Origin of the sequence: Vibrio sp. SCSIO 43097, assembly GCF_023650755.1 — a bacterium.
GTDB lineage: Bacteria > Pseudomonadota > Gammaproteobacteria > Enterobacterales > Vibrionaceae > Vibrio > Vibrio alginolyticus.
The window spans coordinates 914,872-927,952 of record NZ_CP071840.1 but is presented as its reverse complement, the minus strand read 5'-3'; the positions used below and the strand labels follow the sequence as shown (position 1 = coordinate 927,952).

Here is a 13,081-nt window from a genome sequence, read left to right as displayed (position 1 = left end):
AGGCTTTGGATACTTATCGACCAAGTAACAGAAAAGTTTAGTGTTTTTTGAAAAGAGATTGGAATAGAAATAGAAAACAAAAGCCCTCTAATTGGAGGGCTTAAGAAATAAATTGGAGGGCTTAAGAAATAAATTGGAGGGCTTACTTGATGGCTAGCTCTGCGAGCATTTCTTGCGAAGGAGCGAAAAAGTACGCACCTGTTACCGCTGTTGTGAAACGAAGCATTTGGTCTGTTTTACCATCTGTTACGCCGTACATACTTTCTAGCATCACTTTAATGTTATGAAGTGTATTGCAGTAAGAGATGAACAACAGACCGTGAGCTCCGGTCACCGTCCCGTATGGTAAGCTGTGGCGAACAATCTTCAAACCTTTACCTTCTTCTTTGATATCAACCCGACCAACGTGCGACGCAGCAGGAACATCTTCTAGCTCGATAGAGTCTGGTTTGGTACGACCAATCACTTTTTCTTGCGCTTTGACATTCAATCGATTCCAAGCGGCAAGGTTATGTTCAAAGCGCTGAGCCATAACATAACTGCCTCCAGCAAATGGGCCCTCTTTTACTAGAGCCACATCAGCGCGAGCCTCCCCTTTCGGGTTTTCTGTGCCATCAATGAAGTCTGTCATATCACGAGCATCAAGGTAACGGTACCCATATGTTTCGTCCACAATGGTGACATCTTGTGCCGTCTCTTCTAGGAACTTACGCAACACGTAAAAATGCAAGTCGTGACGAGTCGAGTGACAGTGAATAAGCACATCTACGTCTGTTGCAGGAGCAACGATGTCACCTTCGCCAAGTTGAGTAAAATCAATAAGCTCTTCTGGCGCGTCTACATTAAGGTGTTCCCAAAACGATTTTGTGAATGCGATAGAAAGCGTCAGCGCAGCACCTGGCTGGGTAATGTTTAACTCTTCCACCAACTTTGGCAGTGCTTTCAGTTTTTCTAATACGTTTTCACGGTTTTGGTTCACTTTGAGTTGAGTGTACAGTGCAAATGGCCCGGCTTCTGGCACGATCGCCGTTTGAGCTTGTGACATTGAGGTTTCCTCTATTACTTTGCCCCAGAGTGGGAAGTTATTGTTTTTAATTCTTTGAATGCTGCTGTTCATCGTGCGCCAATTGTGGCACATGAAAACAGTCTTTTACCCATATTCCATTTAGAAGATAGATCATAAACCAAGCTAATAAGGTAATGGTAAGGGCGTTTGCCCAATTAAACACTCCATGTTCTAGGTACACATGATACATGGTCTGAGCAAGTTGAATACCGCACAAGATCAAAGTGATCTCGCGACCATAGCGAGTAATTCTGTTTACCCATCCTCTGTCGGGATGACGAAGCCCCATTAACCACATAAGAAGCAAACTTGGAATGCCCATCGCCAAACCTAAATACAACGTACTTGAATCTGGGTAAACAATAGCGAGTAGCTTACTGCCACTATCACGACTTACACCAGCCATGGCAAACACCACCCATGAACGCACAAGAAACATCCATCCCACCCATAAAATGATCGGCGCCTTTAAAAATCCATGGGCGTCATATTGGTCAAACGAATAGCGCACAACATCTTCTTCTTTATGTGATAAAAACGTCACTTTAACCTATCGTTTCAGAGTTGCAAGCCAACAAAGATGAGAACTGAAGTTCATTTCAGCACCTTACACAGGTAAACTAAACAAAGATTTACAGCGACGTTGATGAGAAACATGAAAAAAAGAACTCCTGCCACCCCTGTGCCTTCTCAAGAAACTCAAGCCGAAGCGATGAGAATTGCCAAATCCACGCAGAAACCGGGGCAAACCAAAGAGCAAACCAAGCTTATCGCTCAAGGTATCGAAAAAGGCATCGCGCAATATAAGAAACAACAAAAAGAGCGCAACCGCCAAGCCGATAAAGCGAAGAAAAAACAGCAACGTGAAAAACAACGTCAGCATGAAGAGATTATCGAACAAGACAATATCACCGACGATGCGCCAAACCATTCATCAAGCAAACTGCCTTGGACACTACTTGTTCTGAGCTGGATTGGCTTTGCTGCTTACATAGTATTGGGGAAATAGCTAATGAAACGCCTGTTACTTGGACTTTTTGTCGTGCTTCTAACGGGTTGCACGATGCCTTCTCACCTTACTCATGCTCAAAGTCAAGATGTTCATATTCGCATTGACGCGCAATTCGACCCTGAGCGATGCGAATACAAAGGCGAAGTCACCGGAAGTGAAGGCCATTGGTATAACTACATTTTCATGACTAATGACGCGATGATGCAAGGCGCGATGAACGATTTAAAAAACAATGCAGCGGCTATCGATGCGGACACCGTTTTTATGGTCTCCCCACAAGATTTTATCACTTCATTTAGCGTGCTGGGTTCCGCCTACCGCTGCAATGGATGAGGCCTGAATATGAAAAAAGCCAGCAATTGCTGGCTTATGCACGAAATCCAAGACTGCTAGCGATATCTCTCTCCCGCTCTAGAACCCATTGGCTATCAAAAGGCCCCCAATCTGAAAGTTGATAATAGCCGTCATTATGACGTCGGCCATCTTGAACGAATATGAGTTCAATGCCGATCCCAGGTAACGCCTTGAGTACATCTTGAATAGTACGACGAGGCCACCCCGTTTTTTCGATCAACTTTGGCACATTCGGCCTTTCTAGGTTTTCCACCAACAAGGCCAAATATAGCCGCCTTGCAAAAACAGGACTCAATTCCATTGACACCTCCTAAAATTGTGCTGATTCATTATTTCGTTTTTGCTCAGCGAGGTGTTGCGTTTGATCAATAACTCGACTTTTCCATTTGATTTAGACGAATTTTTATTCGATTTATAGCGCATTCATCGTAAATAAGTTATGTGACACTAGTTATCTCAATCTATCTGAAAATATTTTCCACCGCATTTTGTCAGTTTGATTGCTTCTTGATAGGATGCTTTAACAGCCCAAATCACTTAAGTGCGTCTTAACCGCGCCAGTGAAAAATAGAACAAAGAAAAAGGAAAGACTATGTCGATTACCATGTTTGGTATTCCCAACTGCGATACGATCAAAAAAGCCAAGAAATGGTTAGAAGCCGAGGATATTGCTTACGACTTCCATGACTACCGTAAGCAAGGCATTGATGCAGAAATGGTAAGTGAATTTTGTCGCGCTTTAGGTTGGGAACAGGTGCTCAATAAACGTGGCACAACCTACCGCCAATTAGCGCAAGAGCAGAAAGACACACTTAACGAGGAAAACGCCATCGCTCTTTTGGTAGAAAACCCTGCGATGATTAAACGCCCAATTTTAAAAGTGAATGATCAACTTCATATCGGTTTTAAAGCTGATCAATACGCTAGCATTTTCAACTCTTAAATAAAGGAATACTCAAGGATGACAGACAGTCCAGTATTGGCACTTGCTAAAGATCTGATCAGTAGACAGTCCGTAACGCCGGAAGACGCAGGTTGTCAGGATTTGATGATCGAGCGCTTAAAAGCACTCGGGTTTGAAATTGAAGTGATGGTATTTGAAGACACCACGAACTTCTGGGCTCGACGTGGTTCAGAAGCGCCGCTATTTGCGTTTGCTGGCCACACCGATGTGGTACCAGCTGGCAAATTGGAACACTGGAATACACATCCGTTTGAACCGACCATTATTGATGGTTACTTGCATGGCCGCGGCGCAGCTGACATGAAAGGGTCGCTCGCCGCTATGGTTGTTGCAGTTGAACGCTTTATCGCCGAAAACCCAGATCACAAAGGCTCAATTGGCTTCTTAATTACGTCGGATGAAGAAGGGCCATTTATCAACGGTACCGTTCGCGTTGTAGAAACGTTGATGGAACGTGGTGAGAACATCGATATGTGTATTGTTGGTGAACCATCCAGCACCGAAGTGGTTGGCGATGTAGTGAAAAATGGACGCCGTGGATCCATCACTGGTGATTTAACGGTAAAAGGAACACAAGGCCACGTGGCCTACCCTCACCTAGCCAGCAATCCAGTGCACGAGTCTCTACTCGCGATTCATGAACTCGCGACGACAGAATGGGACAAAGGGAATGATTACTTCCCACCGACCAGTTTCCAGATCCCGAATGTATCGGCTGGCACTGGTGCGTCTAACGTTATTCCTGGCGAGTTCCATGTTCAGTTCAACCTACGTTTTAGTACTGAGCTTAACAATGACGCAATTGTTCAGCGTGTTACCGAAACATTGGACAAGCATGAGCTGGACTACGACCTAAAATGGACATTCAACGGTGACCCATTCCTGACCGATACGGGCGCACTGCTAGACGCGGTTGTAGCTGCTGTGGCCGAAGTCAATGATACGAAGCCAGCGCTACTTACAACTGGCGGTACTTCTGATGGTCGTTTTATTGCTCGAATGGGAGGTCAAGTCGTAGAGTTAGGTCCTGTTAACGCTACGATTCATAAAGTGAACGAGTGTGTGAAAGTCGACGATCTTGAAAAGTTGACGGACATGTACGAAAACACGTTGAAACACCTATTGGCGAAGTAATCAGCGAGAACACAATGACACCAGAGCAACTCACCGGAATCACTGATTCTCATCTTCAATCCACACTAGTGGGGCAAAAAGCGTTTCTACTCCATCCTGAAGTGGCTGACGATCTGCTAAAGATGATTGAAGCGGCAACAGAAGCAGGTTTCAAAATGGAAATCGCCAGTGGTTTTCGTGACTTTAATCGCCAAAAAGCCATCTGGAACGGGAAGTTTTCTGGTGAGTTGCCAATTCTCGACATCAACTCCCGCCCTTTGAATAAAGCAGAGTTAAATGACAAAGAGAAATTGATGGCCATTTTGCGCTGGTCAGCATTGCCCGGAGGAAGTCGTCATCATTGGGGTTGTGATTTTGATGTCTATGCGCGCAATTTATTGCCTGCTGACACAAAACTCAAGTTGGAACCTTGGGAGTATCTCGAAGGCCACCAGCAGGCGTTCTACCAATGGTTAAAAGCCAACCTTGGTCGGTTCGGTTTCTTCTTTCCTTATCAGCACGATTTAGGTGGCGTTTCGATTGAGCCTTGGCACATTAGTCACCGCGCTGTCGGGCAGCAATGCCTCGAGCAGTTGACGCTTGATGTACTCAGAAGCCAGTTGATTAAACAAAATCAGACCGACAACATTGCAGGGATTGACGTCATACTGAATAATTTGGATAACGTCGTTGCCAAATTTATTCACAATATCACGCCGCCGGAGGCTCTATGATAGAAATACTAACCAATCCTTGGGTCATTATTATTGTAGTGTTGAGCGTGGTCATTGGTAATATTGCCGCACTCAAATATACCGCAAAAATGAAGTTTGGTCAGATGGATAAAAGCCGTAAGAACGATTTAGATAAGCTGAACACATTGGATAAACAGCGCTACGCTGAAGAAGATAAAAACAAAAACGAGCCTCGTTAGTTACTCACCAGCTTCATCTCGACACATTTAATCTAAACATCAAAAAAGGGACCACTAGGTCCCTTTTCTATCATTAAGTAAACACGCCGCGTTAAGCTCGCTTTGTTTACTGCTTCACTGTTGCAGCCAATACAGGCGCTAGTGATTTCAAAAACTCTTCTTCTACTGGCTTGCCAGAGGAGTCGGTGATATTGATAGACGTACGGTTGCCTAAATCACCAAGTAAGAATGTGTACTTACCAGCGGCTAACTCCACTGGTTTAACGCCGATATCGTTCCAGAATTCATCATCCGGAGATGCATATTTCGCAGTGATTGTGCCCTGAGACTGGCTACGCTCTTCAATCTTAAAGCCCATCTTAGGTAGAATATTAGGCAGACGTTGCCAAAGCATGTTGTATTGCGCACGCGCGATAATCACTGGAAGTCCGCTGCGGTCTTTACCCATTGTGATTGGGATCTGTTTAACCAACTCTTGCGCTTTACGCTGTGCTTCTTCACGCACTTCTTGATCGTAGCGAGCGGTGACCAAGTTCGTCATGAACACATTGTAGCGCTCACGGTTGGTCGCCGTTACTTCTTTCACTTGATTGCCTTCACGCCAGTCAATAAGGCTCACCTTAAAGCCGTGTCGACCGTTTGCTTCAGCGCGTACGATTTCATATCGGCTGCCAATTTCTAGCTCTTCATCTGGCGAATCCCAAGTCACCCACCCTGTCTCGATGCGAGAGTCTGTTTGGCTTTCAACTGGAATCTCGTTAGCCGCGACCATGTTTTGCACCGTTTGCCAAACTTTATCTAGTTCATCTTTACGAAGTAGCCAAAGTGTCACTTCACCATCACTGCTGCGGTCCAAACGTGCACCGGGAATAAGCTCTAGGACTTGTTGAGGTGGACGAATGTCGACATCTTTACCGACACCACCAGCGTAGTTACCCTGAGGGATCTCGTAGTTAGGGTAAAACTGAGGCTGTGCACCCTGTGGGACATTCCACTCACCCAAATTTGGGGAGTTCAAATACTCGAAGTCATCTTTTGCTTGACGACGTTGATTGGCACCACCTGAACAGGCAGTCAATACGAATACAGCTAATGAACTTAACACTAACTGGCTTGAAAGCTTCATCTATACTCCTAAAACACCGAGGGCGCTTTGGCCCCCAGTATGAACTTCAATCCTAGTAACTCAATCTTAATAGCTCAATCTTAATAAATATGGGCGTCTGTTAGCGACTGCTCGACGATCGGCTGCGATTTTTCAGAAAGCGTAGTTAAAGGAAGACGCAAACCACCTTCTTCAATCAAACCAAGCTTTTGCGCTGCCCATTTTACTGGGATAGGGCTTGCTTCGATGAAAAGGTTTTTGTGTAGAGTCATCAAGCGTTGGTTAATCGCTTCTGCTTCTTCGTACTTACCTTCACTTGCCAAATGGAACATGTCTGCCATGTCTTTAGCTGCAATATTGTTCGTTACCGAGATAACACCATTGCCGCCAAGTTTCACAAAATCCAGCCCTGTCGCATCATCGCCACTTAGTAAGATAAAATCTTCGCCACAAAGTTCACGATGAATTGCAATTCGTTCCAAATCGCCCGTTGCATCTTTTAGAGCTACGATATTATCAAGCTTTGACAAGCGTGCCACTGTTTCTGGCTGCATATCAACAGCAGTACGGCCTGGTACGTTGTACAAAATTAGAGGCACATCACTCGCTTCGGCAATTGCCTTGTAATGTAGAAACAAACCCTCTTGAGTTGGTTTGTTGTAATACGGTGTCACACTCAGGAAGCCAGCAATACCAGAATCAGCCAGTAATTTGCTAAATGTTACTGCCTCATGGGTTGCATTTGCACCCGTGCCAGCAATCACAGGGATGCGACCGTCGGCAAACTCAACAGTTTTATTAACGACCTTTACATGCTCTTCAATGGTCAGTGTCGCTGACTCACCTGTTGTGCCTACTGCCACAATACCGTCTGTACCCGCTTCAACGTGGTACTCTACTAGCTTTTGCAGACCGTCAAAGTCTACTTCGCCATCTGCTTTGAATGGCGTAATCAGCGCTACGATACTTCCTGAAAACATGTTTATCTCCCTCATTTAACTCTTTCTGCATGGTACTGTAATGCGATTGAAAAACACAAGAGCGTAAACTCGCTTACAAAGTACAAATGAATGAATAATTACCAGTTGTTAGAGGTCTAGCAACTTAATTGCTCTATTTGGTTTGATTAACGGCAATATTGATAATCGTGTTGGGCTTTCGAGTGACTTTAGAATCTATCAGTGATTTGGAAAATACTGAAGAGCACAAGCAAGGAAAATATACTCTTTGGTCTTGTTAGCCAAGTCAGATCTAAGTGAATAAAACGGCCAGACAATAGGCAAGCACATCATGCAAACGTTTTGTTTATCCTACAGCCTGCATTTACTGTTTATTTCCCACCACTCCCCTCAACATCCTCCTGCTTTTTATAGACTAAAAAGAACTGGCTCGATATTTCTTCGCAATATCTGTGCTAACATCTCTCTATTGAAGAAAGGACAAGAAGCTCATTTATGAAGCAACATCTGGTACTTACAGCAGTTGGAACGGACCGTCCAGGCATTTGTAACCAAGTCGTACAGCTCGTTACTCAAGCTGGTTGTAACATAGTCGATAGCCGTATCGCTATCTTTGGCAGCGAATTTACGCTGATCATGCTCCTGACTGGGAACGCCAGCAGCGTGACTCGAGTTGAAACGCAATTGCCCCTGCTTGGCCAAGAACATGACCTTATTACGATCATGAAACGCACAGCGGCGCACGAACTGCTCGATAACAGCTACACCATGGAAGTGTTTATTGAGTCTGAAGACCGCCCTGGGCTAACTGAAAAATTTACTAAGTTCTTCGCTGATCAGCAGATTGGTTTAGACTCTCTTAGCGCGCAAACCATCAGCAAGTCGAAAATTCAACTCGATTCTGACCAGTTTCATATTGCGATTACTGCATCTGTAAGCGCGGATTTTAATTTGATGCAGTTACAAGAAGACTTCGATGAACTTTGTAAGTCGCTCAACGTACAAGGTTCTCTGAATTTCATTAAAAACACACTATAAAGTAAAGGAAATCAAAATGAATACGCTGACAGCAGGCTCGCCAGCGCCAGCCTTCTCTTTGCTCGACCAAGACGGAAATACCGTTTCTCTTGAAGACTTTAAAGGCAAGAAAGTACTTTTCTACTTTTACCCTAAGGCGATGACGCCGGGTTGTACTACACAAGCAAAAGGCCTTCGTGACATCAAAGCTGAACTCGATGCACATAACGTGGTGGTACTCGGCGTAAGCATCGACCCTGTAAAGCGCCTAGGCAAGTTCATCGAGCGCGATGATTTAAACTTCACTCTGCTTTCAGATGAAGATCATGCCGTTGCAGACCAGTTCGGCGTTTGGGGCGAAAAGAAATTCATGGGCAAAGTATACGACGGTCTTCACCGCATTAGCTTTCTGATCAATGAAGAAGGCGTGATCGAACATGTGTTCAACAAGTTCAAAACCAAAGATCACCACGAAGTCGTATTAAACTACTTAAACGAAAACGCTTAAACGCTATTGTTTTTCTACAAACAAAAAGCCCAGCAAACTGCTGGGCTTTCTTTTAACCATCGTACCTTTGGTAACAACTACTCTTGTTCGACAGGTTCGTTTTCTTCCGTGCTTGGTAATGCATGCCATACGGCTTTGACTAATGTCGCTAAAGGAATGGCGAAGAACACCCCCCAAAAGCCCCAGAGCCCACCAAAGACTAATACAGCCACAATGATAGCAACTGGGTGTAAGTTTACTGCCTCGGAAAACAGAACAGGAACCAAGACGTTACCATCAAGCGCCTGGATAATACCGTAAGCAAGCAACAACCAATAAAACGGAGGCGTTAAACCCCATTGGAACAAACCAACGATAGCAACAGGTACAGTAACAGCCGCCGCACCGATATAAGGAATCAAAACCGACAGACCAACGGCTACGGCAAGCAATGCCGAGTAACGAAGGTCTAGAAGGGCAAAAGTCACGTAGCTCACACCGCCCACGATTAAAATCTCTAACACTTTACCGCGAATGTAATTTGATATCTGCTCGTTCATCTCATGCCAAACTTTATTCGCCAATTTACGGTTTTTCGGCAGAATACCGCTTGCGATTCGCAGCATTTCTTCTTTGTCTTTAAGCAAAAAGAAGATCAGAAGTGGCACTAAGATCAAATATACCGCTAGCGTTGCAATGCTAACTAATGAAGCAAGCGACCCTTTGACGACACTTTCACCCAGCCCCAATGCTTGGTTTTTGGCGTTCGTCACCACGGTTTCTACTATTTCTAAATTGGCTAGTTCAGGGTGGCGCTCTGGCAATGTGACAATAAACTTTTGTAGCCCGTTGTACATGTTCGGAATATCGTTAATTAGATTACCGACCTGAGTCCAAATCGTCGGAACCAAGCCAAACAAAGCAATTAACATCAACCCGACAAAGACCAAGATCACGATAATAACCGACAAGGTGCGCGGCACGCCTATACGACACATTTTGACAACTGGCCATTCAAGTAGATAAGCCAAAACGATCGCGACAAGTAATGGCGCAATCAAGTGTCCAAAGAAGTAAATGGTGATAAAGCCAAACAGCAAGATCGCGACGAGACTTACTGCGTGAGGGTCAGAGAAACGTCGTTTATACCAACGACTAACCATTTCAAACATCTTATGCGGATTCCTTATTGAAGACAGTCAATGTGTAGTGCTCTGATGTAGATTGGCAATCAACCGAGTACCCTTGGGCACTAAGATAGTTCACAATGTCTCGTTTAGAGCTGTTGTCCACCACTTGAATGACAAGTTGATGATACTGCTTTGCTTCTCCTTGAAAGACCTCAGCAGCATGACGCTTTGCAAGTAACAGTGCCATAGGACAACGTTGCTCACGCAAATCAAGTAACATGGATTCCATTGTATTGCTCTGCACTTATGATAGGGTTGTATTGTAACGGCTTTTTGAGCTGGTGCTAGCACTTCTGACATGATTTAACCACATGCTGAAATAGCTCGGATATAAAATAATTTACGAAACCAATTCATTTATTTCCGGTCTTACTGTTAGCTTATATCCTCACGGATAACCAAAACGTATGTGGCGCTGTTAATAGGCTCTCGACCTGTAACCACATGCTTATGTATTTTGGAGAACCTTTTAAACGTATGTTAAAACGCACTCGCTCGCTAGTTTGCTTATGTCTTGCTGCTGCCATCAGTTCGCCGACAACTTATGCCAATAGCATTGACTTGCCAGACATTGGCACAGCTGCTGGTGGCACGCTTTCAATAGACCAAGAGTTGATTTATGGCGACGCCTATATGCGTATGCTCAGAGCCAGTAAACCTATCGTTAATGACCCTGTCATCAATGAATATATTGACTCTCTTGGGCACAAATTAGTGGCCAATGCGAATGATGTAAAAACGCCGTTCCACTTCTTTATGATTCGCGACCGTAATATCAACGCGTTCGCGTTTTTTGGTGGCTATGTAGCGCTGCATTCTGGGTTGTTTCTTCATGCTCGTTCAGAAAGTGAGCTGGCCTCTGTTGTCGCTCACGAGATAGCGCACGTCACACAACGTCATCTTGCTCGGAGTATGGAAGAACAAGCACGCCGCTCTCCGGCCACATTAGCCGCACTTGCGGGGGCACTACTGCTTTCAATTGCCTCACCCGAAGCGGGGATGGCTGCAATTACAGCAGCAACCGCGGGCAACATGCAAAGTCAAATCAACTACACTCGTGCAAACGAAAAAGAAGCGGATCGCTTTGGTATTTCGACACTAGCAAAAGCCGGTTTTGATGTTCAAGCAATGCCAAGGTTTTTTGGCCGTCTTGCTGATGAGTATCGTTACGCGAGTAAACCGCCACCAATGCTCCTGACTCACCCTCTGCCTGAAGATCGAATTACCGATAGCCGTGCGCGAGCAAGAACCTATCCTCCAATGCGTGTTGTGCCTTCAATAGACTATCATCTAGCTCGCGCGCGCATTGTGGCTCGTTACGCTGGCATTGATGGACAAGCCGCCCTGAGCTGGTTTGAGAGAACCCAAAAGAAAGCCTCTGCGGACATTACACCTGCTTTTGATTATGGTCGAGCACTCGTGCATTTAGACAATAAACGCTTATCTCAAGCGGAACCAATTTTGAAAAAGTTACTGGAACAAGACCCAAGTAACCCGTTTTACTTGGACGCTATGACGGATTTATACATCGAGAAGAAGCAGCCAGAAAAAGCAACCGAGATGCTCCGCAAAGCGTTATCTCGTAACCCTAAAAATAAAGTATTGACCATTAACTACGCCAATGCGCTACTTGAGGACAATAAAAACGATCAAGCCACGCGAGTTCTTCAAAGATACACTCATGACTATCCTGAAGATACAAATGGCTGGCACCTAATATCGAAGAGCTACCACGCGCTGGGGCGTAGCGATGAAGAGTTGGCTGCTCGAGCAGAAATTTTGGCATTGCGAGCAAATTGGAATAAAGCGATTCAATATTATAGTGAAGCAAGTAAAATGGCCAAGTTGGGCAGCTTAGAGCAAGCACGATACGATGCCCGTATCGACCAACTCATGATCCAAAGAGATCGATTCATGGCATTACAATAACGAAATGGAGAAAACCATGTCAGTCGTGATTTATCACAACCCTCGTTGCTCAAAGAGCCGTCAAACACTTGAACTGCTTGAGCAAAATGGTGTTACACCGGAAGTCGTCAAATACCTAGACACACCACTTAACGTGGATGAACTAAAAGCGCTGTACGCCCAGCTTGGCTTTTCATCTGTACGTGAAATGATGCGCACTAAAGAAAGTGAATATAAAGAGCTTGGCTTAGGCGAAGACTCCGTCAGCGATGAGCAATTATTCGAAGCAATGGCGAAGAATCCAAAGTTGTTTGAGCGTCCGGTTGTCGTTGCTAACGGCAAAGCAAAAATTGGTCGCCCACCAGAGCAAGTGTTGGATATTTTATAAATGGATTGCCAGATCCTTATTTTGTATTTCAGCCGTCATGGCTCGACAAAACAACTGGCAAGACAAATAGCAAGAGGAGTCGAATCGACTCCTCAATGCCAAGCAATTTTGCGTACAGTTGAAGAATTGTCACCTCACTCACACTCCCCTTCTGATCCAATTGTTACTCTAGAGGAACTAAAAACGTGCGACGGTCTAGCGTTTGGCAGTCCCGTCTGGTTTGGCAACATGGCTGCGCCTTTAAAGCACTTCTGGGATCAGACTACATCTTTATGGGTCAGTGGTGACTTAATCGATAAGCCTGCTTGTGTCTTTACCTCTTCGTCCTCGATGCATGGTGGTCAAGAAACAACGTTACAAAGCATGATGACCCCTTTATTGCATCACGGGATGATGGTTTTGGGCATTCCTTATTCCGAGCCAGAGTTACACACTACGCAGTCCGGAGGCACTCCGTATGGCGCCAGCAGTGTAGGCCATGAGGCAACCCTAAGCAGTGAAGAGATTCGCCTGGCACAACAATTAGGCAAAAGGCTGGCAACTGCAGCGTTAAAACTAAAAGTCTGTTAGTAAAATCAAGGATA

General features: G+C 45.0%; 18 protein-coding genes. 11 read left to right on the top strand and 7 right to left on the bottom strand.

The window, feature by feature from the left end; translation table 11 throughout:
• Positions 1-142: 142 nt before the first annotated feature.
• Together J4N40_RS04425 and J4N40_RS04420 are read right to left on the bottom strand one after the other, a co-directional pair.
• Positions 143-1,045: a Dyp-type peroxidase gene (locus tag J4N40_RS04425; RefSeq protein ID WP_054576281.1), complete on the bottom strand. Its 903-nt coding sequence runs from the start codon at positions 1,043-1,045 to the stop codon at positions 143-145.
• Positions 1,046-1,091: 46 nt separating this feature from the next.
• Positions 1,092-1,577, bottom strand: a complete 486-nt coding sequence (locus tag J4N40_RS04420) for a DUF2919 domain-containing protein (protein WP_021707707.1) — start codon at positions 1,575-1,577, stop codon at positions 1,092-1,094.
• Between the two features lie 144 nt (positions 1,578-1,721).
• Between J4N40_RS04420 and J4N40_RS04415 the strand changes: the two genes are divergently transcribed.
• Together J4N40_RS04415 and J4N40_RS04410 are read left to right on the top strand one after the other, a co-directional pair.
• Entirely contained in the window at positions 1,722-2,075 is a 354-nt protein-coding gene (locus J4N40_RS04415; RefSeq protein ID WP_005380437.1) for a DUF2956 domain-containing protein, read from the top strand.
• A gap of 3 nt (positions 2,076-2,078) precedes the next feature.
• On the top strand, positions 2,079-2,411 hold the full coding sequence (locus tag J4N40_RS04410; RefSeq protein WP_005380435.1) for a DUF4156 domain-containing protein: 333 nt from the start codon (positions 2,079-2,081) through the stop codon (positions 2,409-2,411).
• Between the two features lie 34 nt (positions 2,412-2,445).
• On the opposite strand, the gene J4N40_RS04405 is transcribed toward J4N40_RS04410, so the two are convergent.
• Positions 2,446-2,733, bottom strand: coding sequence for a winged helix-turn-helix domain-containing protein (locus J4N40_RS04405; RefSeq protein ID WP_005380433.1), 288 nt, complete (start codon positions 2,731-2,733; stop codon positions 2,446-2,448).
• Positions 2,734-3,024: 291 nt separating this feature from the next.
• Here J4N40_RS04405 and J4N40_RS04400 point away from each other — a divergent pair, with 291 nt between their 5' ends.
• From J4N40_RS04400 to J4N40_RS04385, 4 genes are read left to right on the top strand one after another with little or no spacing between them, the layout of a single operon-like run.
• Positions 3,025-3,375 carry an ArsC family reductase gene (locus J4N40_RS04400; protein WP_005380431.1) on the top strand — a complete coding sequence of 117 codons (351 nt, stop codon included), beginning with the start codon at positions 3,025-3,027 and terminating at the stop codon, positions 3,373-3,375.
• Positions 3,376-3,393: 18 nt separating this feature from the next.
• A complete protein-coding gene (gene dapE / locus J4N40_RS04395; protein ID WP_017820820.1) occupies positions 3,394-4,530 on the top strand; it encodes a succinyl-diaminopimelate desuccinylase in 1,137 nt (378 codons plus the stop codon).
• Between the two features lie 14 nt (positions 4,531-4,544).
• On the top strand, positions 4,545-5,243 hold the full coding sequence (locus tag J4N40_RS04390; RefSeq protein WP_239939073.1) for a M15 family metallopeptidase: 699 nt from the start codon (positions 4,545-4,547) through the stop codon (positions 5,241-5,243).
• Positions 5,240-5,443, top strand: a complete 204-nt coding sequence (locus tag J4N40_RS04385; protein ID WP_005380425.1) for a DUF2897 family protein — start codon at positions 5,240-5,242, stop codon at positions 5,441-5,443. Before J4N40_RS04390 ends, J4N40_RS04385 begins: the two co-directional genes overlap by 4 nt.
• A gap of 106 nt (positions 5,444-5,549) precedes the next feature.
• Here J4N40_RS04385 and bamC read toward each other — a convergent pair whose 3' ends face one another.
• Both bamC and dapA read right to left on the bottom strand, forming a co-directional pair.
• Positions 5,550-6,569, bottom strand: a complete 1,020-nt coding sequence (bamC, locus tag J4N40_RS04380) for an outer membrane protein assembly factor BamC (protein ID WP_005380424.1) — start codon at positions 6,567-6,569, stop codon at positions 5,550-5,552.
• An 80-nt stretch (positions 6,570-6,649) separates the two neighbouring features.
• On the bottom strand, positions 6,650-7,528 hold the full coding sequence (gene dapA, locus J4N40_RS04375) for a 4-hydroxy-tetrahydrodipicolinate synthase (protein ID WP_047102853.1): 879 nt from the start codon (positions 7,526-7,528) through the stop codon (positions 6,650-6,652).
• Between the two features lie 474 nt (positions 7,529-8,002).
• Between dapA and J4N40_RS04370 the strand changes: the two genes are divergently transcribed.
• Both J4N40_RS04370 and bcp read left to right on the top strand, forming a co-directional pair.
• Positions 8,003-8,545: a glycine cleavage system transcriptional repressor gene (locus J4N40_RS04370; RefSeq protein WP_005380420.1), complete on the top strand. Its 543-nt coding sequence runs from the start codon at positions 8,003-8,005 to the stop codon at positions 8,543-8,545.
• A gap of 16 nt (positions 8,546-8,561) precedes the next feature.
• Positions 8,562-9,032, top strand: coding sequence for a thioredoxin-dependent thiol peroxidase (gene bcp, locus J4N40_RS04365; protein ID WP_005380418.1), 471 nt, complete (start codon positions 8,562-8,564; stop codon positions 9,030-9,032).
• 77 nt (positions 9,033-9,109) lie between these two features.
• Here bcp and J4N40_RS04360 read toward each other — a convergent pair whose 3' ends face one another.
• Complete coding sequence (locus J4N40_RS04360) at positions 9,110-10,183, bottom strand: AI-2E family transporter (protein ID WP_005380416.1); 1,074 nt, start codon at positions 10,181-10,183, stop codon at positions 9,110-9,112.
• Position 10,184: 1 nt separating this feature from the next.
• Positions 10,185-10,421, bottom strand: a complete 237-nt coding sequence (locus J4N40_RS04355) for a sulfurtransferase TusA family protein (protein ID WP_005380414.1) — start codon at positions 10,419-10,421, stop codon at positions 10,185-10,187.
• Between the two features lie 257 nt (positions 10,422-10,678).
• Here J4N40_RS04355 and bepA point away from each other — a divergent pair, with 257 nt between their 5' ends.
• The 3 genes from bepA to wrbA are packed head-to-tail and all read left to right on the top strand — an operon-like array spanning position 10,679 to position 13,067.
• On the top strand, positions 10,679-12,130 hold the full coding sequence (gene bepA / locus J4N40_RS04350; protein WP_250654382.1) for a beta-barrel assembly-enhancing protease: 1,452 nt from the start codon (positions 10,679-10,681) through the stop codon (positions 12,128-12,130).
• 16 nt (positions 12,131-12,146) lie between these two features.
• Positions 12,147-12,497 (top strand): arsenate reductase (glutaredoxin), encoded by a 351-nt coding sequence (gene arsC, locus J4N40_RS04345; protein ID WP_005380410.1) that lies wholly within the window; start codon positions 12,147-12,149, stop codon positions 12,495-12,497.
• A complete protein-coding gene (gene wrbA / locus J4N40_RS04340) occupies positions 12,498-13,067 on the top strand; it encodes an NAD(P)H:quinone oxidoreductase (protein WP_005380409.1) in 570 nt (189 codons plus the stop codon). It abuts the gene before it with no gap.
• Positions 13,068-13,081 lie beyond the last annotated feature (14 nt).